Here is a 19,870-nt window from a genome sequence, read left to right as displayed (position 1 = left end):
CCACCGCCCCTAAACTGACCCCGTGACCGAGAACACTCAGCAGCAGAATCCAGCGCCCACCACCGAACTGCCGACCCAGTACGCGCCGGCCGAGGTAGAGGGGGAGCTGTACGAGCGTTGGGTAGAGCGCGGTTACTTCGAGGCCGATGCGAAGAGCGAGAAGCCCGCGTACACGATCGTCATTCCGCCGCCGAACGTCACCGGCTCGCTGCACCTGGGCCATGCCTTCGAGCACACGCTGATCGATGCCCTCACCCGCCGCAAGCGGATGCAGGGGTTCGAGACGCTGTGGCAGCCGGGCATGGACCATGCCGGTATCGCCACGCAGAACGTCGTCGAGCGGGAGCTCGCCAAGGAGGGCAAGTCCCGCCACGACCTCGGGCGTGAGGCGTTCGTCGAGCGCGTCTGGCAGTGGAAGGCGGAGTCCGGCGGGCAGATCGCCGGGCAGATGCGGCGCCTCGGTGACGGTGTCGCCTGGAGCCGGGACCGCTTCACCATGGACGAAGGCCTGTCCAAGGCCGTCCAGACCGTCTTCAAGAAGATGTTCGACGACGAGCTGATCTACCGTGCCGAGCGCATCATCAACTGGTGCCCGCGCTGTCTGACGGCCATCTCCGACATCGAGGTGGACTACCAGGACGACGACGGCGAGCTCGTCTCGATGAAGTACGGCGAGGGCGACAACTCCCTGGTCGTCGCGACCACCCGCGCCGAGACGATGCTGGGTGACACCGCGATCGCCGTCCACCCGGACGACGAGCGCTACCAGCACCTGATCGGCACCCTCATCAAGCTGCCGCTGACCGACCGTTCGATCCCGGTCGTCGCGGACACCCACGTCGACCCGGAGTTCGGCACCGGCTGCGTCAAGGTGACCCCGGCGCACGACCCGAACGACTTCGCCATCGGCCAGCGCCACAACCTTGAGTCGATCGAGGTCCTGAACGAGCGCGGCGTCATCACGGTGCACGGCCCCTTCGAAGGCCTGGACCGCTTCGAGGCGCGCTCCGCGATCGTCGCGGCCATGCGGGCCGACGGCCGGATCGTCGCCGAGAAGCGTCCGTACGTCCACTCGGTCGGCCACTGCTCGCGGTGCAAGACCACGCTGGAGCCGCGCCTGTCGATGCAGTGGTGGGTCAAGGTCGAGACGCTGGCCAAGGCCGCCGGTGACGCGGTCCGCGACGGGCGTGTCAACATCCACCCGGCCGACATGACGCAGCGGTACTTCGACTGGGTCGACAACCTCAACGACTGGTGCATCTCGCGCCAGCTGTGGTGGGGCCACCGGATCCCGGTCTGGCACGGTCCGGACGGCGAGATGGTCTGCGTCGGACCGGACGAGCAGCCGCCGAGCGGCGAGGGCTGGACCCAGGACACCGACGTCCTCGACACCTGGTTCTCGTCCGGGCTGTGGCCGTTCTCGACCATGGGCTGGCCGGAGCAGACCGAGGACCTGGCGAAGTTCTATCCGAACTCGGTCATGGTCACCGGCTACGACCTGATGTTCTTCTGGGTCGCCCGGATGATGATGTTTGGCCTGTACGTCATGGACGACGTGCCGCCGTTCCACACCATCGCGTTCCACGGCATGGTCCGCGACGAGTTCGGCAAGAAGATGTCGAAGTCGTTCGGCAACACCGTCAACCCGCTGGACTGGATGGACAAGTACGGCTCGGACGCCGTCCGCTTCACCCTGGCCAAGGGGGCCAACCCCGGTACCGACGTCCCGATCGGCGAGGACTGGGTCCAGGCGTCCCGGAACTTCGCCAACAAGATCTGGAACGCGACGCGCTTCGCGCTGATGAACGGCGCCACCGTCGAGGGTGAACTCCCGCCCGTGGAGCGGCTGTCGGCGACCGATCGCTGGATCCTGTCGCGGTTGAACAAGACCGTGGCCGAGGTCGACGCGTACTACGAGGACTACCAGTTCGCGAAGTTGAGCGAGTCGCTCTACCACTTCGCGTGGGACGAGGTCTTCGACTGGTACGTCGAGCTGTCGAAGACGACGTTCTTCGCGGGCGGCGAGCAGGCCGAGGTGTCCGGCCGGGTCCTCGGTGAGGTCCTCGACGTGATGCTGCGGGTGCTGCACCCGATCGTCCCGTTCGTCACCGACACCCTGTGGACGACGCTGACCGGCGGCGAGTCCCTCGTCGTCGCGGACTGGCCGAAGGACAGCGGCTTCCGTGACGAGGCGGCCGAGCGCGAGATCGAGCTCGTCCAGCAGGTCGTCACCGAGGTCCGCCGGTTCCGGTCCGACCAGGGTCTGCAGCCCGGCCAGAAGGTCCCGGCCGAGCTCACCCTGACCGGCACCGCGCTGGCCCCGCACGAGGCGGCCATCCGTCAGCTCCTGCGTCTCCAGCCGGCCGGCGAGGGCTTCCACGCCACCGCCTCGCTGCCGGTCGCGGGCGCCACCGTCGCCCTCGACCTGTCCGGCACCATCGACGTCGAGGCCGAGCGCAAGCGTCTGACCAAGGACCTCGCGGCGGCCGAGAAGGAGAAGGCGGACGCGAACAAGAAGCTCGGCAACGAGGCCTTCCTCGCGAAGGCCCCGGACAACGTGGTCGACAAGATCCGTACGCGGCTCGCCAAGGCGGAGGCCGACATCGAGCGGATCAGCAACCAGATCGCCGCCCTGCCGCAGGGCTGAGTCACCCGAGAAGGCCCCCGGAGCATCGCTCCGGGGGCCTTCCTCACGCGTACGTTCACCGCAGCCGGTCGCCGAACTCCGCCCACACCAGCGCCGCCACCACCGTGTACATGCCGAGCGGCACCAGCCAGTGCGGCACCCGGCGGACCCAGGAGCGGGGCCGGGCGACCTGGCGGGTCACGTACCAGAACAGCGGGATCATCACCGCCCAGACCAGCAGGCACCAGGGGCACAGCGCCCCGATGGCGTACAGGCACTGGCTGATCAGCCACACCGTGAAGGCGAAGCCCGCGGCGACGCCCGCCCAGATGCCCAGCCACAGCCACCGCGGGAACTCCGCGCCCGCCAGCAGCGCGAGCCCCAGCGCCGCGAGGGCCGCGAACGCGCCGACGCCGAGCAGCATGTCGGGGAAGCCGAGCAGATTGCTCTGCCAGGTGTCCATGACGTCGCCGCAGTTCAGTACGGAGTTGATGGAGCAGCCGGGGGTGAAGGACGGGTCCGCCAGGGTGCGGATGCGGTCGTGGGTCAGGGCGGCCGAGGCGAGCGTGCCGAGCAGTCCGCCGAGCAGCAGGAGCAGGGCGGGGCCGCGTGCGGACGGGCGGGAGGAGGGGACTGCCATACCGCCACGTTAGGGATCTTCACGGGTGCCGGGGGAGGGCCGAACGGTCCGGGGCCGCGTGCGACATATCACTAAATGTAGGCCGTTCGGCCGGGGTGTTCGGGTCGAAAGACCTTGGATGATGGAGGGCATGCACCTCACGTCCGCCACCTCCGCGCCGCGCCGCGCGCTGGCGGCGGTGCGCGCCCTCAGCGCGCGCTGGGTGGGCGAGGAGCGGGCCCTGGACGTGCTGATCGCGCTGAGCTGCTTCGGCCTGATGATCCTGGACGTGCCCGGCCTCGCCAAGGCCGACAACTCCCTCAACAGCTACACCGCGCCCCCGGTCCTCGCGCTGGGAGCCGCCACCCTGCTCTTCCGGCGCCGCTGGCCGTGGCTGCCGTTCCTGGCCGCGCTGGGCTACCTGGGCTGGCTGCACCAGCTGAACCTGGTGCAGTTCGCGCTGTACTCGCTCGGCCGCTTCCGGGGCCGACGGGCGGCGGTGCTGGCCACCGCCGGGTACATCGCGGTCGCGTACGTCCTGTTCAACCTGCCGGGCTGGCCCGACAGCCGGGGCGAGACGCTCAGTTCGTTCCTGGCGATCGTGGTGCCGGTGGGCGTGCTCGCCTCCGGGGTCGGCATCTCGGCCTACCGGCACGACCTCGTACGCGAACTGGAGGCCCAGCGGGCCGAGACCGCGGCCCTCCAGGCGGTGCAGGCCGAGCGGGTCTCGGTGGCCAGGGACGTGCACGACATGGTGGGCCGGGAGCTGACGATGCTCGCGGTGCGTTCCGAGGTGCTCGCCCTGCGGGCCAGGAACGAGCCGCACCACAAGGACTTCGAGGAGCTCGCCGACACCGCGCGCCGGGCCCACCTCATGCTGAACGAGATCATCGTCCGCCGGGCCGACCGGCGCACCGCGACGCCGGGCCTGGACGGTCTGGCCGCGCTGGCCGAGGAGAGCCGCGGCGCGGGCACCCCGGTCGGCCTCGACATCGCCGAGGCCGCGTACCGGCTGTCCCCGCTGCGCCAGGCCGCGGTCTACCGGGTGGTCCAGGAGTGCCTGACCAACGCGGTCAAGCACGCCCAGGGCGAGCCGGTCGCGGTGACGATCCGGCTCGCGGCCGGGAACCTGGTCGTCACCGTGCTCAATCCGCTGCCCCGCTCGGCGCCCGTGAAGGACCCGGTGTCCACGGGGACCGGGACCTTCTCGATGCGGGAGCGGGTGGAGTCCATGGGCGGCACCCTCGCGACGACCCGTACCGAAACGACGTACGAGGTCCGGGCGACGCTTCCGGCCGGGACGATCGGGGCGGGGGACACCCCCTAGGGGGTGTCGGGTGGGTGCCGGCCGGGAGCGCCCCTTTACGCGCTGGCCAGCAGCCGCTGCAACTGGTCGAAGTCCTCCACGCACTTGCCCGAGCCGAGCGCCACGCAGTCCAGCGGGTTCTCCGCCACGAACACCGGGATGCCCGTCGCCGAGGCCATCCGCAGGTCGAGGCCCGGCAGCAGCGCGCCGCCGCCGGTCAGCACGATGCCGTGCTCCATCACATCGCCGGACAGCTCGGGCGGGCACTCCTCAAGGGTGACCCGGACCGCCGCGATGATCGCCTCGACCGGCTCGTCCAGCGCGGCCCGCACCTCGCGCGCGGTGAGGGAGAGCGTCTTGGGCAGGCCGCCCACCTTCTCGCGGCCCCGGACGGTGAAGGTCCGCTCCTCCAGCTCCGCGTTGCCCGGCACCGGCCACGCCGACCCGATCGCGCACTTGACGTCCTCGGCGGTGCGCTCGCCTATGAGCAGCGAGTGCTCCTTGCGTACGTAATCGGTGATAGCGGCGTCCAGGCGGTCGCCGCCCACCCGCAGGGACTGCGAGGTCACGATGCCGCCCAGCGAGATCACCGCGACCTCGGAGGTGCCGCCGCCGATGTCCACCACCATCGAGCCGCGCGGCTCCGACACCGGGAGCCCGGCGCCGATCGCCGCCGCCATCGGCTCCTCGATGAGGTGCACGGCCCGCGCGCCGGCCCGCTGAGCGGCGTGCACGATCGCGCGCCGCTCCACCGGGGTCACCCCGCTCGGCACGCACACCACCATGCGGGTGCGGGGGCGGCGCCCCGGCACGGCTTTCTTCACGAAGTGGCGGATCATCTCCTCCGCCGCCTCGTAGTCGCTGATCACGCCGTCCCGCAGCGGCCGGATCGCGGTGATCGAGCCGGGCGTGCGGCCGATGGTCTCCTTGGCCTCCGTGCCGACGGCAAGGGCCGTGCGACCGCCCTCCTTCATCGCCACCACGGACGGCTCGTTGAGCACGATGCCCTGCCCTCTTGCGTACAGAAGCGTGTTGGCGGTCCCGAGGTCGATCCCTATGTCCATGATCGCCAAGTTTGCCGGGAGAGTCTGCGTACGCCGGGGGCCGAACGTCCCGAAAGGGGCGGGTCCAAGGTCCTGTCGGTGCCCCTCCGTAGACTGGCCTTGTGACCGAGCAGCCCGACCACAGTGAACCCGATGCCTTCGACGCAATCGTCGAAGCCGAGACCGACCTCCCCCAAGATCTCGAATCCGCTCGACCGGGGGAGACCCCGACCCCCGACCTGGCGGTGATCGAGGCCGGCAGCCGCACCCTGCGCGCCCACGGCGGCCTGCCCCAGGGCGAAGCCGTGCCCGCCCGGCCCGCCGACCCCGAGGTGGACGCGGCGCTGCGCGCGGTGGAGAGGGAGCTCGCGGGCCGCTGGGGCGAGACCAAGCTGGAGCCGTCGGTCAGCCGGATCGCCGCGCTGATGGACGTCCTCGGCGAGCCGCAGCGCGCCTACCCGACGATCCACATCACCGGCACCAACGGCAAGACGTCCACCGCCCGCATGATCGAGGCCCTGCTCGGCGCCTTCGAGCTCCGCACCGGCCGCTACACCTCGCCGCACGTCCAGTCGATCACCGAGCGGATCAGCCTGGACGGCCTGCCGATCCCCGCCGAGCGCTTCATCGAGACGTACGAGGACATCAAGCCGTACGTCGAGATGGTGGACGCGAAGGAGGAGTTCCGGCTCTCCTTCTTCGAGGTCCTCACCGGCATGGCGTACGCGGCCTTCGCCGACGCCCCGGTCGACGTGGCCGTCGTCGAGGTGGGCATGGGCGGCTCCTGGGACGCGACGAACGTCATCGACGCGGGCGTCGCCGTCGTCACGCCCATAGACCTCGACCACACCGACCGGCTCGGCAACACGCCCGCCGAGATCGCCGTCGAGAAGTCCGGGATCATCAAGCAGGGCGCGACCGTCATCCTCGCCCAGCAGCCCGTCGACGCGGCCCAGGTCATGCTGAAGAAGGCCGTCGAGGCCGATGCGACGGTGGCCCGCGAGGGCATGGAGTTCGGCATCGTCGCCCGCGAAGTCGCCGTCGGCGGCCAGCTCCTGACGCTGCGCGGGCTCGGTGGCGAGTACGAGGAGGTCTTCCTCCCGCTGTACGGAGCCCACCAGGCGCACAACGCGGCGGTGGCGCTCGCCGCGGTCGAGGCCTTCTTCGGCATCGGCTCGCAGCACGCCCGGCCGCTGGACATCGACACCGTCCGCAAGGCGTTCGCCTCCGTGGTCTCGCCGGGCCGCCTGGAGGTCGTGCGCCGCTCGCCGACCGTCGTCCTGGATGCCGCGCACAACCCGGCGGGCGCGCGGGCCACCGCCGACGGGCTGACCGAGGCCTTCGGCTTCTCGCGCCTGATCGGTGTGGTCGCGGCCAGCGCCGACAAGGACGTGAAGGGCCTGCTCGAAGCCTTCGAGCCGGTCTTCGCCGAAGTCGTCGTGACCGCCAACACCTCCATGCGCTCCATGGACGTGGACGAGCTGGCCGCCCTCGCCGTCGAGGTGTTCGGCGACGAGCGGGTCGTGGTCGAGCCGCGCCTGGACGACGCGATCGAAGCGGCGATCACCCTGGCCGAGGAGGAGGACGAATACGCCGGCGCGGGCGTCCTCGTCACCGGCTCCGTGTTCACGGTCGGCGATGCCCGGCTGCTGCTGAAGAGGGGCTGAAGCCGATGCGTACGCTCTGCGCGTCCACCCTGATCGGTGAGTTCTTCGTCATCGCCTTCGCGGGGCTCGTCGCCATGAAGGACCCGGACCTTGCGTCCGCCACGGTGTGGACGGTGTGCGGCATCGGCATGCTGCTCTCGGTGCTGCTGTGCGGGATGCTGGGCCGGCGCGGCGGCGTCGAGCTGGGCTGGGCGCTCCAGATCGCCCTGATCGCGAGCGGTTTCGTCGTCCCGCTGATGTTCTTCATGGGCCTGATGTTCGCGGCGCTGTGGTGGGCCTCGGTGCACTTCGGCCGCAAGATCGACGAGGCGAAGGCGAGATTCGCCGCGCAGGCGGAGGCCCAGCCGCAGTAGGGGAGTTGCCGGTGCCGGGTGCTCGACCGGCCCGGCACCCAGTCCCTCCCCGCCGCTGCGGGGGTGGTCCGGGCCATCCGTCGTGCCCGCCGTCTCGCTGGTCGCGCTCCCCGCGCACGCGGGGTATCCCGGGACCGGGTGCTTCCCGTTCAACTACACCCGGTAACCTCGGCGGACCGCACACGTTTGCCAAGGAGCCGTACACCATGACGCAGCGCACCCTCGTCCTCCTCAAGCCGGACGCCGTCCGTCGCTCGCTGGTCGGCGAGATCGTCGGCCGCATCGAGCGCAAGGCCGAATGGCGGATCACCGCGCTGGAGATGCGCACGCTGGACCGCGCCACCCTGGAAACGCACTACGCCGAGCACGTGGGCCGCCCGTTCTACGAGCCGCTGGTCGCCTTCATGTCGTCCGGTCCGGTCGTCGCCCTGGTGGTCGAGGGTGAGCGCGTCATCGAGGGTGTACGCCAGTTGGCCGGTCCCACCGACCCGATCGCGGCCGCGCCCGGTTCGATCCGTGGCGACTTCGGGACCATCGTCCGCGAGAACCTCATCCACGCCTCGGACTCCGAGGAGTCCGCGGAGCGAGAACTCAAGATCTTCTTCCCGGGCCGCGACTGAGCATTTCCTGACGAAGTGTCAGCCAAATAGCGCTCATGACCTGGGGCGACCGAAGGAATTTCGGTCGCCCTTCGGCATATGCGGGCCGACTTCGGGAACGCATCGCCCCGACACGACGTCACCATTACTGAGGTGGACCAACGCGCCGTGTCCGTGCAGGCCGGACTACGATGGGGCCTCACGCTCACAGCACCCACCTCGCCGACCTGAGAAGCCGTCAACGCTCGATTAGGGAAGGCCGGACGCATCCTCATGGGGAGCAACAAAATGTCGTTCATCGGCCGTGACATGGCTGTCGACCTCGGGACCGCCAACACGCTGGTGTACGTCAGGGGCCGCGGAATCGTCCTGAACGAGCCGTCCGTGGTCGCGATCAACACCAATACCGGCGGCATCCTGGCGGTCGGCGCCGAAGCCAAGAAGATGATCGGCCGTACGCCGGGCAACATCGTTGCCGTACGGCCGCTGAAGGATGGCGTGATCGCCGACTTCGAGATCACCGAGCGGATGCTCCGCTACTTCATCCTGAAGATCCACAAGCGCCGCTACCTGGCCCGCCCGCGCGTCGTGGTCTGTGTGCCCTCCGGCATCACCGGAGTGGAGCGCCGCGCCGTCATCGAGGCCTCGACGCAGGCCGGTGCCCGCCAGGTGCACATCATCGAGGAGCCCATGGCCGCGGCCATCGGCTCGGGCCTGCCGGTCCACGAGGCGACCGGGAACATGGTGGTCGACATCGGCGGCGGCACCACCGAGGTCGCCGTGATCTCGCTCGGCGGGATCGTCACCGCGCAGTCGATCCGGGTCGCCGGCGACGAGCTCGACAACGCGATCATCCAGCACATCAAGAAGGAGTACTCGCTCCTCCTCGGCGAGCGCACCGCGGAGCAGATCAAGATCACGATCGGTTCGGCGTACGACCTCGACAAGGACGAGCACACCGAGATCCGCGGCCGCGACCTGGTCTCCGGGCTGCCGAAGACGGTCGTCATCTCCGCCGCCGAGGTGCGCAAGGCGATCGAGGAGCCCGTCAACGCCATCGTCGACGCCGTGAAGACCACCCTGGACAAGTGCCCGCCGGAGCTCTCCGGCGACATCATGGACCGCGGCATCGTCCTCACCGGCGGCGGCGCCCTGCTGCGCGGCCTCGACGAGCGGCTGCGCCGCGAGACCGGCATGCCGATCCACATCGCCGAGGACCCGCTGGACTCCGTCGCCCTCGGATCCGGCAAGTGCGTCGAGGAGTTCGAGGCCCTCCAGCAGGTCCTCGACGCCCAGCCCCGCAGATAGCTCCCGGGCCTGCGTCCGCCGTACGGGGCACTGCCAACCCGTACGGCGGATCGTTGATATACAGATCGAAGAGATCTTGTAGATCACCCACATTCCTACGAGGAAGGCACGGCCGCCGCACGTGAGGGACACACGAGAGAGCCGGCTGCTCCTGGTGCTGCTGATCGCCGTCGCATTCGCGCTGATCACGGTCGATATCAGAGGCGGGGAGAACTCACCGGTAGCCGGCGCCCGGCAGGCCGCCGCCACGGTCTTCGGGCCGGTGGAGAACGGGGTCGCGGCCGCCGTCGACCCGATCGGCAACGCCATCGGCGCGGTACGCGACTCGGGCAAGCGGCACAACAAGATCTCCGCCCTCCAGGCCGAGAACGAGACGCTCCGCCAGAAGCTCGGCAGCGACGCCCGCAACCGCTCCCGCCTGAACCAGCTCGACGCGATGCTGAAGACGGCGGGAGACGGCCAGTACGGCATCAAGGCCGCCCAGGTCGTCGCCATAGGAGCGGCCCAGGGCTTCTCCTGGACCGTCACCATCGACGCCGGATCCAACGACGGCATCAAGCGCGACATGACCGTGCTCAACGGCGAGGGCCTGGTCGGCCGGGTCACCACCGTCGGCCCCTCTACCTCGACCGTGCTGCTCGCCAACGACCCCGACTTCACCGTCGGCACCCGCATGGAGAACAGCGACGAACTCGGCTTCGCCACCGGCCACGGCGACCGGCCGCTGTCGGTGCAGTTGCTCAACGGCAAGGCCAAGGTCAACCCGGGCGACCGCCTGGTGACCTTCGGGTCCCAGGCCGACAAGCCGTTCGTGCCGGGCGTCCCGGTCGGCGAGGTCGTCAAGGTCGACCCCTCGGGCGGCGCCCTGACCCGCACCATCTACGTCCGCCCGTTCGTCGCCTTCACCAAGCTCGACATCGTCGGCATCGTGGTCCAGGCCCCGCGCACCGATCCCCGCGACCAGGTGCTGCCCGCCAAGCCCCAGCCGACCCCGACGCCCACGGTCACCGTCACGGTCAGCCCGCCCGCCAGCCCCAACGGCCAGGGCAACGCCAGCCCCGACACGAACGCGAACGCCAATCAGAACGCGAACGCGAACCCCAACGCCAACGCGAATGCGAACGCGACCCCCAACGCCAACGCGACCCCCAACGCCAACGCGAACCCCAACGCGAACGGGAACGCCAATCCGCCTCCGAATCCCAACGGTGATCCGAACGGCAACGGCAAAGCCAACGCCAACGGCGACCAGTAGGAGCTGATCCAGATGCGTCTCAACAGGGTCATCCTCTCCGCCGCCCTGATCGTCGTCGCCCTCGTCATCCAGGTGAGCGTCCTCGCCCGCCTCCAACTCCCCGGCGCCGTACCGGACTTGATGCTCCTCACCGTGCTCGGTCTGGCCCTCGTCTACGGCCACGTCGGCGGAGCCTTCGTCGGATTCGGCGCGGGGCTGCTCGCCGACCTCGCGCCGCCCGCCGACCACGCCGCCGGGCGCTATGCCCTCGTCCTGTGCGTGATCGGCTACCTCGCCGGGCTCGCCAAGCCCGACTACGGCCGGCTGCGCTCGGCCACCGGGCCGATGCTGGTGGTGGTCGGCGCGGCCATCGGCTCGACGCTGCTGTACGCCTCGGTCGGCGCGCTCGTCGGGGACACCGCGGCCCGCCACGTCGGGCTGCCCAGCCTGCTGTTCACGGCCGCCGTGTACGACCTGCTGCTGGCGCCGTTCACCGTGCCGCTGATCATGGCGATCGCCCGGCGGGCCGAGAACGATCCGCTCGTCGAGACCACCGCCAACGGCAACCCCAAGAACAACATCACCTCCGGCTGGATCGCCGGCGGCACCGGACTGCGCATCGGCGGCCAGCGCGGCGGACTGCGCATCAAGGTCGCCAAGAACCGGGCCGCCCGAGCCGGCCGCATCAAGGGCGTCAAGCGACTGTGAACCAGGGGGTCGTCAAGGCATGAGCAACATTCCCGAGACCGGCCGCACCCCTCGGGTGCAGATCCGGCTCGTCATCATCCAGGTCCTGGTCTTCTCGCTCCTGTTCACGCTGGGCGGACGCCTGTGGTACCTCCAGATCCGCAACGGCAAGGAGTACACGGACGAGGCCAAGAACAACCACGTCCAGCAGGTCGTCCAGCCCGCCGTGCGCGGCTCGATCCTGGACGCCCGCGGGGTGCCGCTCGCCGACAACGAGACCCGCCTGGTGGTCTCCGCCTCGCGCACCGACCTGATGAAGATGCCCGACAAGGGCAAGGCCGTCCTCACCCGGCTCGCCGCAGTGCTCGGCATGAAGCCGCAGGACGTCATGGACAAGGTCAGGCTCTGCGACGCCAAGACCCCCAAGCCCTGCTGGAACGGCTCGCCCTACCAGCCGATCCCCGTCACCGACCAGGCCACCACCCAGCAGTCCCTGCAGATCCGCGAACGCTCCGAGGACTTCCCCGGCATCACCGCCGACCCCACCGCCGTGCGCCGCTACCCCGGGCCCGGCAAGTCCAACACCGCCCAGGTGCTCGGCTACCTCTCGCCCGTCACCGACGACGAGATCACCAAGGCGAAGAACACCGACTCGCCCTACCTGCGCTCCGACCAGGTCGGCCGCTCCGGCCTGGAGCGCACGTACGACAAGGCGCTGCGCGGCAAGGCCGGTGTCACCCGGTACGAGGTGGACAACCTCGGGCGGGTCATCGGGCAGGCGCAGAGCGACAAGGCGCAGCCCGGCTCGAACATCGTCACGTCGATAGACGCACGCGTGCAGGCGGTCGCCGAGTACGAGCTGGACTTCGCGATGAAGGCCGCCCGCCAGCAGTTCGACAAGATCACGAACGAGAACTACAAGGCGGACTCCGGCGCGGTCATCGTGATGGAGGCCAAGACCGGGCGGATCGTCGCCATGGCGTCCGCACCGACGTACGACCCTAACGTCTGGGTCGGCGGCATCTCCGCCAAGGACTACCAGCAGCTCACCGGCAAGGACGGCGACTACCCGCTGCTGAACCGGGCCATACAGGGTCAGGCGGCGCCCGGCTCGACCTTCAAGGTGGTCTCCACGGCCGCCGCGGTCGAGGCCGGCTACAAGTGGGACGGTGGCTACCCCTGCACCAGCTCCTACTCCGTGGGCGGGCAGGTCTTCAAGAACTTCGAGGGCGAGAGCTTCGGCCCCATCTCGCTGGGCCGCGCCCTGGAGGTCTCCTGCGACACCGTCTTCTACGGGCTCGCCGACAACGAGTGGAAGAAGGACGGCGGCATCAACCCGAAGAAGGGCCAGCCCAAGGACTACTTCTACAAGGCCGCCCACCAGTTCGGCCTCGGCAAGACAACCGGCGTGGACCTCCCCAACGAGGTGACCGGCCGCGTCCCGGACCGCCAGTGGAAGGAGAGCACCTGGCACGCCAACAGGGACTCCTGGTGCAAGACCGGCAAGAAGGACGGCACTTACGTCGAGAAGATCGCGTACGAGAACTGCCTCGAAGGCAACAAGATGCGCGAGGGCGACTCGATCAACTACGCCATCGGCCAGGGCGACACCCTCGTCACGCCGATCCAGGAGGCCATGATCTACGGGGCGATCGCCAACGGCGGCACCATGCACGCGCCGACCATCGGCAAGGCGATCATCAGCGCCGACGGCAAGACCGTCCAGGAGATCAAGCCGAAGGTCAACGGCAGGCTGCCGGTCAACCAGGCCACCCTCGACGGCTACAACAAGGCACTCGCGGGCGTCGTCACCAGCGGCACCGCCGCCTGGAAGTTCCAGGGCTGGCCGCAGGACAAGATCGAGCTGCACGCCAAGACCGGTACCGCCGAGGTCTACGGCAAGCAGACCACGTCCTGGCTCGCCACGTACTCCAAGGACTACACGGTCGTCATGACGATCGCCCAGGCCGGTACGGGTTCCGGCGCCTCCGGTGAGGCCGTGCGCAACATCTACTCGGCGATGTACGGCATCGACTCCGCAGGACACCAGGACCTCAAGCGCGCCATGCTGCCGCAGCCCGAGCAGTCCCTGCCCAAGGTCCAGGCCGACGGCTCCATCGACGCGCCGACGGTCACCGCGTACGACCCGAACGCCTACAAGGCCCCCGCGCAGCAGCCCGACGGCCAGCCCCAGCAGCCCTCCGGCCAGCCGCAGCCGCCGGACAACACGGCCACCAACACCAACGCCAACACCGACAACCGCAACCCACGGAGGGACTAGCGCCATGGCAGGCTTCTCCGTCCAGCGGTACGCCCCCGACCGGGGCGCCTTCGCCAAGCTCACCGCACGCGACTCGGTGCTGCGCAGACTCGACTGGCCGCTGCTGCTGGCGGCCCTCGCGCTCTGTCTCGTCGGCTCGCTCCTGGTGTGGTCCGCCACCCGCAACCGCACCAACATCAACCAGGGCGACCCGTACTTCTTCCTGATCCGGCACATCATGAACGCCGGCATCGGGCTCTGCCTGATGGTCGGCACGATCTGGCTCGGCCACCGCACCCTGCGCGGCGCCGTGCCCGTCCTGTACGGGCTCGCCATCCTGCTGCTGCTCGCGGTGCTCTCGCCGCTCGGCGCCACCGTCAACGGCGCGCACTCCTGGATCGTGCTCGGCGGCGGATTCTCCCTCCAGCCCTCCGAGTTCGCCAAGATCGCGATCATCCTGTGCATGGCGATGCTGCTCGCGGCCCGGGTGGACGCCGGCGACCAACTGCACCCCGACCACCTCACGGTGGTCAAGTCGCTCGGCCTCGCGGTGATCCCGATCGGCTGCATCCTGCTGATGCCCGACCTCGGCTCGACCATGGTCATCGTGGTGATAATCCTCGGCGTGCTGCTCGCCTCCGGCGCCTCCAACCGCTGGATCTTCGGACTGCTCGTCTCCGGAGTGATCGGGGCGATCCTGGTCGCGTCCCTCGGGATACTGGACAAGTACCAGATCAACCGCTTCGCCGCGTTCGCCAACCCCAAACTCGACCCGGCCGGCGTCGGCTACAACACCAGCCAGGCGAGGATCGCGATCGGCTCGGGCGGGCTGACCGGCACCGGGCTCTTCAAGGGTTCCCAGACCACCGGCCAGTTCGTCCCCGAACAGCAGACGGACTTCGTCTTCACGGTCGCCGGAGAAGAACTCGGCTTCCTCGGCGCGGGCCTGATCATCGTCCTGATCGGCATCGTCCTGTGGCGCGCCTGCCGCATCGCCCGCGAGACGACCGAGCTGTACGGCACCATCGTGGCGGCCGGCATCATCGCCTGGTTCGCCTTCCAGTCCTTCGAGAACATCGGCATGACGCTCGGCATCATGCCGGTGGCGGGCATCCCGCTGCCCTTCGTCTCGTACGGAGGCTCCTCCATGTTCGCGGTGTGGGTGGCCATAGGGCTGCTCCAGTCGATCCGGGTGCAGCGCCCGATAACGGCATAGCTGACCCGCACGCCGGACCGGCCGGAGAAATGGCTGGTCCGGCGTCCTGCCGCCGACCGGCGATCGCGTCTAGATTCTGGCCATGGCGGACACGAAGCGCGAGATCGAGCGGAAATTCGAGTTCACGGAAGCCGACGGGGACAGGACCCGGCTTCCCGATCTGACCCGGGTGCCAGGCATCGGCGCGGTGGCCGACCAGGGCGTGGTCGACCTCGACGCCGTCTACTACGACACCGAGGACCTGCGCCTGGACGCCGGCTCCGTCACCCTGCGCCGCAGAACCGGCGGATCCGACGCCGGCTGGCACCTGAAGTTCCCCGTCGCCCTCGGAATCCGCGACGAGATCCGCGCCCCGCTCTCCGACCGCCTCCCGCGCACCCTGTCCGCCCTGCTGCGCTCCCGCGTCCGAACCGCCCAACTCGTCCCCGTCGTACGGCTGTTGTCGTCCCGCGACGTACGCCACCTCCTGGCCGACGACGGCTCGCTGCTCGCCGAACTCAGCATCGACACCGTCCGCGCCGAAGGACTGCGCGAGGGCTCCTCCTCGACCGCGTGGACCGAGATCGAGGTCGAACTGGCCGACGGCGTCGAGGACGAGAGCATCCTGGACCGGGTGGAGAAACGCCTGCGCAAGGCGGGCATCCGGCCCGCGACCAGCCCCTCCAAGGTCGCCCGCGCCCTCCACGAGACGGCCCCGGCCACGCGGCACGAGCCGCCCGCGCCGACCACCGGGCCCGCCGACGGCACCGCGGGCGCCCATGTGCTCGGCTTCCTGCGCACCCAGCGCGACGCACTCGTCGCGCTCGACCCCGCCGTCCGCCGCGAACTGCCCGACTCCGTGCACCAGATGCGCGTCGCCACCCGCCGGCTGCGCAGCGCGTTCAAGACGTACGCCAAAGTCCTCGACCGGGCCGCCACCGACCCTGTCGGCGACGAACTCCAATGGCTCGCCGCCGAACTCGGCGTGGACCGCGACCAGGAAGTCCTCGCCGAGCGCCTCAAGGCCCGTATCGCCGCGCTGCCCCGCACCCTCCTGCTCGGCCCGGTCCGCGGCCGGCTGCGCATCTGGAGCACGGCCCGCCGCAGCGGCTCCCGGCGCACGACCATCGCCGTCCTCGACAGCAAGCGCTACCTCGCCCTCCTCGACGCACTCGACGCGCTGCTCGCGGCCCCGCCGCTCCTCCCCGACGCGGGCCGGCCCGTCGGCGACGTACTGCTCAAGGCCGTCCTCAAGGACTACGACCGCCTCGCGGGCCGCGTCCACACCGCGCTCGGCCTCGCCCCCGGGCACGAGCGGGACCTCGCCCTGCACGAGGCCCGCAAGGCCGCCAAGCGCGCCCGGTACGCCGCCGAGGCCGCCACCCCCGCACTCGGCAGGCCCGTCGAGAAGTTCGCCAAACGGATGAAGGCCGTGCAGACCGTGCTCGGCGACCACCAGGACAGCGTGGTCGCCCGCGACGCCCTGCGGACCCTGGCCGCCCAGGCCCACGCGGCCGGCGAGTCCGCGTTCACCTGGGGACTGCTGTACGGACAGGAGGAGGCGGCCGCGGCCGACCGAGAGCGCGAACTCCCCGAGGCCTGGGCCCGCGCGGCCGAGGCGAAGCCGGGGCTGCGGCCGGGGGCCTGACCGCGGGGAGTTCGGCGGGCAGGGGGCGGCTTCCGCTCGGGTTACGCTTGAGAGTCGCCCCCTGCCAGCCACGAAGGTCCGGAGATGTCTGCCGAATCGGTCTTCCCACAGCTCGAAGCTCTGCTCCCGCATGTGCAGAAGCCCATCCAGTACGTCGGCGGTGAGCTGAACTCCACCGTCAAGGACTGGGACAGCACGGACGTCCGCTGGGCGCTCATGTACCCGGACGCGTACGAGGTGGGGCTGCCCAACCAGGGCGTCATGATCCTCTACGAGGTACTGAACGAGCGCGAGGGCGTCCTCGCCGAGCGCACGTACAGCGTGTGGCCGGACATGGAAGCGCTCATGCGCGAGCACCGGGTGCCCCAGTTCACCGTGGACTCGCACCGCCCGCTGAAGGCGTTCGACGTCTTCGGGCTCAGCTTCTCCACCGAGCTCGGCTACACCAACATGCTCACGGCGCTCGACCTCGCGGGCATCCCGCTGGAGTCGAAGGACCGTACCGTCGAGGACCCGATCGTCCTCGCGGGCGGCCACGCGGCCTTCAACCCCGAGCCGATCGCGGACTTCATCGACTGCGCCGTCATCGGCGACGGCGAGCAGGCCGTCCTCGACATGACCGAGATCATCCGCGGCTGGAAGGCCGAGGGGTGCCCCGGCGGCCGCGAGGAGGTCCTGTTCCGCCTCGCGAAGACCGGTTCGGTGTACGTCCCCGGCTTCTACGACGTCGAGTACCTGCCGGACGGCCGCATCGCCCGTGTCGTACCGAACAAGTCGGGCGTGCCGTGGCGGGTGTCCAAGCACACCGTCATGGACCTCGACGAGTGGCCCTACCCCAAGCAGCCCCTGGTCCCGCTCGCCGAGACCGTCCACGAGCGGATGTCCGTGGAGATCTTCCGCGGCTGCACCCGCGGCTGCCGTTTCTGCCAGGCCGGCATGATCACGCGCCCCGTGCGGGAGCGAAGCATCACCGGCATCGGCGAAATGGTCGAGAAGGGCCTGAAGGCGACCGGCTTCGAAGAGGTGGGCCTGCTCTCCCTCTCCTCCGCCGACCACAGCGAGATCGGCGACATCGCCAAGGGCCTCGCGGACCGCTACACCGAGGACAAGATCGGCCTGTCCCTGCCCTCGACCCGCGTGGACGCCTTCAACGTCGACCTCGCCAACGAGCTGACCAGGAACGGCCGTCGCTCGGGCCTCACCTTCGCCCCCGAGGGCGGTTCCGAGCGCATGCGCAAGGTCATCAACAAGATGGTCTCGGAAGAGGACCTGATCCGTACCGTCGCGACCGCGTACGGCAACGGCTGGCGCCAGGTGAAGCTGTACTTCATGTGCGGCCTGCCCACCGAGACCGACGACGACGTCCTCCAGATCGCCGACATGGCGATGAACGTGATCCAGAAGGGCCGCGAGGTCTCCGGTCAGAACGACATCCGCTGCACGGTCTCGATCGGCGGATTCGTCCCGAAGCCGCACACCCCCTTCCAGTGGGCCCCGCAGCTGAGCGCCGAGGACACCGACGCCCGCCTCACCAAGCTGCGCGACAAGATCCGCGGCGACAAGAAGTACGGCCGCTCGATCGGCTTCCGTTACCACGACGGCAAGCCCGGCATCGTGGAGGGCCTGCTCTCGCGCGGTGACCGCCGCATCGGCGCCGTCATCCGCGCCGTCTACGAGGACGGCGGTCGCTTCGACGGCTGGCGCGAGCACTTCTCGTACGACCGCTGGATGGCCTGCGCGGAGAAGACGCTGCCCGCCTTCGGCGTGGACGTCGACTGGTACACCACCCGCGAGCGCACCTACGAGGAGGTCCTGCCCTGGGACCACCTCGACTCGGGCCTCGACAAGGACTGGCTGTGGGAGGACTGGCAGGACTCGCTCGACGAGACCGAGGTCGAGGACTGCCGGTGGACGCCCTGCTTCGATTGTGGGGTGTGCCCGCAGATGGACACCCACATCCAGATCGGCCCGACCGGCAAGAAGCTCCTGCCGCTGACCGTCGTCAAGTAACCGCTCGACCGCGAAGGGCCCCCTGCCGCTCGGCCGGGGGCCCTTCACGGTCCGGCAGGGAATCCGGGGTGGCGGTGGGCGCGTACTCTGGGTAGTACAACTACTGCCTCCGGCGCGGTGCCCGCCCCCGAGATCTCCTTCCGTACGACGGAGGGATGAGCCGGGTGGTGGACGGGCCGTGACCGGAGGGGCCCCACAGGACGGTGGGCGGCGCCGACCGCGCCCGCCCCGCACCGAGGAGAAGAACCACTGGGCAAGCGACAGCCCGAAGGCCCGCCGCCCGCACCTGCGGTGCAGCGCATCCGACTGCGCTACACCAAGCGCGGCCGCCTCCGGTTCACCAGCCACCGTGACTTCCAGCGCGCCTTCGAGCGGGCCCTGCGCCGCGCCGAGGTGCCCATGGCGTACTCGGCGGGCTTCACCCCGCACCCCAAGGTGTCGTACGCCAACGCCGCACCCACCGGCGTCGGCTCCGAGGCCGAATACCTGGAGATCGCCCTCACCGCACAGCGCGACCCCGAGAAGCTGCGCGCCCTGCTCGACGAGTCGCTGCCCGCCGGGCTCGACATCGTGGACGCCGTCGAGGTCCGCACCTCCGGGCTCGCCGACCGGCTGACCGCCTCCGTATGGGAGCTGCGGCTCGACGGCGTGAGCGTCGAGGCCGCCGAGAAGGCCGTCGCGACGTTCCTCGCCGCCGAGACCGTCGAGGTCCAGCGCAAGACGAAGAACGGCATGCGCACCTTCGACACCCGGGGCGCCGTCGCCGAACTCCGGGCGCTCGCTCCGCAGGCCGCCGAAGCCGCCGCGACGCCCATCGATAGGCCGGTGGGCGACGCCTGTGCGATACTGCGGCTGGTAGTGCGGCACCTGACACCTGCCGTGCGACCCGACGACGTCCTGTCCGGTCTCCAAGCTGTGGCCGACCTGGCGCCGCCGGTCCCCGCAGCGGTGACCAGGCTGGCGCAGGGGCTCTTCGACGAGGAGTCCGGCACGGTGACCGACCCGCTCGCGCCCGACCGCGAGGCAGCCCCGGCCGCTCCACAAACGGCCGCCGGGACCGTCTCTGCGACGGCGCCGGAAGGTCCCGCCGCGTAAGGGCAGTCGTTGAAGCGCAGCCCTGGCACTCGGGAGCCACCTGGGTCGGGCCGCGCACTGACCTAAAAGACTTTCGCCAGGCCGTGCGTACATCGCGCAGGGAACCGGCGAGCCAGACATATCAGCTCCCGTGCGGCGCCCGCGCCCCGGACGGCGGCACCCGCGCACATCACGCGGTACGTGCCGCCGGACCGGAAACAGGCGCGGCGCCCGGGAGCGT

15 protein-coding genes are annotated in these 19,870 nt (G+C 70.0%); 13 read left to right on the top strand and 2 right to left on the bottom strand.

The window, feature by feature from the left end; genetic code table 11:
* Positions 1–22: 22 nt before the first annotated feature.
* Entirely contained in the window at positions 23–2,647 is a 2,625-nt protein-coding gene (locus ACIQ8J_RS04195; RefSeq protein ID WP_403264548.1) for a valine--tRNA ligase, read from the top strand.
* Between the two features lie 55 nt (positions 2,648–2,702).
* Here ACIQ8J_RS04195 and ACIQ8J_RS04190 read toward each other — a convergent pair whose 3' ends face one another.
* Positions 2,703–3,266, bottom strand: a complete 564-nt coding sequence (locus ACIQ8J_RS04190) for a vitamin K epoxide reductase family protein (protein ID WP_403264545.1) — start codon at positions 3,264–3,266, stop codon at positions 2,703–2,705.
* A 130-nt stretch (positions 3,267–3,396) separates the two neighbouring features.
* Here ACIQ8J_RS04190 and ACIQ8J_RS04185 point away from each other — a divergent pair, with 130 nt between their 5' ends.
* On the top strand, positions 3,397–4,572 hold the full coding sequence (locus ACIQ8J_RS04185) for a sensor histidine kinase (protein WP_403264542.1): 1,176 nt from the start codon (positions 3,397–3,399) through the stop codon (positions 4,570–4,572).
* A gap of 35 nt (positions 4,573–4,607) precedes the next feature.
* On the opposite strand, the gene ACIQ8J_RS04180 is transcribed toward ACIQ8J_RS04185, so the two are convergent.
* Positions 4,608–5,615 (bottom strand): rod shape-determining protein, encoded by a 1,008-nt coding sequence (locus ACIQ8J_RS04180; protein ID WP_403264539.1) that lies wholly within the window; start codon positions 5,613–5,615, stop codon positions 4,608–4,610.
* Between the two features lie 101 nt (positions 5,616–5,716).
* Here ACIQ8J_RS04180 and ACIQ8J_RS04175 point away from each other — a divergent pair, with 101 nt between their 5' ends.
* From ACIQ8J_RS04175 to ACIQ8J_RS04125, 11 genes are all read left to right on the top strand, one after another.
* Positions 5,717–7,261: a bifunctional folylpolyglutamate synthase/dihydrofolate synthase gene (locus tag ACIQ8J_RS04175; protein WP_403264536.1), complete on the top strand. Its 1,545-nt coding sequence runs from the start codon at positions 5,717–5,719 to the stop codon at positions 7,259–7,261.
* 5 nt (positions 7,262–7,266) lie between these two features.
* Positions 7,267–7,614: a DUF4233 domain-containing protein gene (locus ACIQ8J_RS04170; protein ID WP_403264534.1), complete on the top strand. Its 348-nt coding sequence runs from the start codon at positions 7,267–7,269 to the stop codon at positions 7,612–7,614.
* A 206-nt stretch (positions 7,615–7,820) separates the two neighbouring features.
* The gene (gene ndk, locus ACIQ8J_RS04165; protein ID WP_403264532.1) at positions 7,821–8,234 is read left to right on the top strand and encodes a nucleoside-diphosphate kinase; all 414 of its coding nucleotides are present in this window, start codon (positions 7,821–7,823) and stop codon (positions 8,232–8,234) included.
* Between the two features lie 267 nt (positions 8,235–8,501).
* Complete coding sequence (locus tag ACIQ8J_RS04160; protein WP_053727412.1) at positions 8,502–9,521, top strand: rod shape-determining protein; 1,020 nt, start codon at positions 8,502–8,504, stop codon at positions 9,519–9,521.
* A gap of 121 nt (positions 9,522–9,642) precedes the next feature.
* Entirely contained in the window at positions 9,643–10,776 is a 1,134-nt protein-coding gene (mreC, locus tag ACIQ8J_RS04155) for a rod shape-determining protein MreC (protein ID WP_403264529.1), read from the top strand.
* A 12-nt stretch (positions 10,777–10,788) separates the two neighbouring features.
* Entirely contained in the window at positions 10,789–11,463 is a 675-nt protein-coding gene (gene mreD, locus ACIQ8J_RS04150; RefSeq protein ID WP_403264527.1) for a rod shape-determining protein MreD, read from the top strand.
* Positions 11,464–11,482: 19 nt separating this feature from the next.
* On the top strand, positions 11,483–13,723 hold the full coding sequence (gene mrdA / locus ACIQ8J_RS04145; RefSeq protein WP_403264524.1) for a penicillin-binding protein 2: 2,241 nt from the start codon (positions 11,483–11,485) through the stop codon (positions 13,721–13,723).
* Positions 13,724–13,727: 4 nt separating this feature from the next.
* On the top strand, positions 13,728–14,918 hold the full coding sequence (gene rodA / locus ACIQ8J_RS04140; RefSeq protein ID WP_403264522.1) for a rod shape-determining protein RodA: 1,191 nt from the start codon (positions 13,728–13,730) through the stop codon (positions 14,916–14,918).
* Positions 14,919–15,000: 82 nt separating this feature from the next.
* Positions 15,001–16,545 carry a CHAD domain-containing protein gene (locus ACIQ8J_RS04135; protein ID WP_403264519.1) on the top strand — a complete coding sequence of 515 codons (1,545 nt, stop codon included), beginning with the start codon at positions 15,001–15,003 and terminating at the stop codon, positions 16,543–16,545.
* An 84-nt stretch (positions 16,546–16,629) separates the two neighbouring features.
* Positions 16,630–18,555 carry a TIGR03960 family B12-binding radical SAM protein gene (locus ACIQ8J_RS04130; RefSeq protein ID WP_403264516.1) on the top strand — a complete coding sequence of 642 codons (1,926 nt, stop codon included), beginning with the start codon at positions 16,630–16,632 and terminating at the stop codon, positions 18,553–18,555.
* A gap of 291 nt (positions 18,556–18,846) precedes the next feature.
* Complete coding sequence (locus ACIQ8J_RS04125; protein WP_403264513.1) at positions 18,847–19,650, top strand: TIGR03936 family radical SAM-associated protein; 804 nt, start codon at positions 18,847–18,849, stop codon at positions 19,648–19,650.
* The last annotated feature ends 220 nt before the right edge of the window (positions 19,651–19,870 follow it).

Source organism: Streptomyces sp. NPDC094147 (assembly GCF_044764265.1).
Lineage (GTDB): Bacteria > Actinomycetota > Actinomycetes > Streptomycetales > Streptomycetaceae > Streptomyces.
This window is presented reverse-complemented; position numbering and strand designations above follow the sequence as displayed.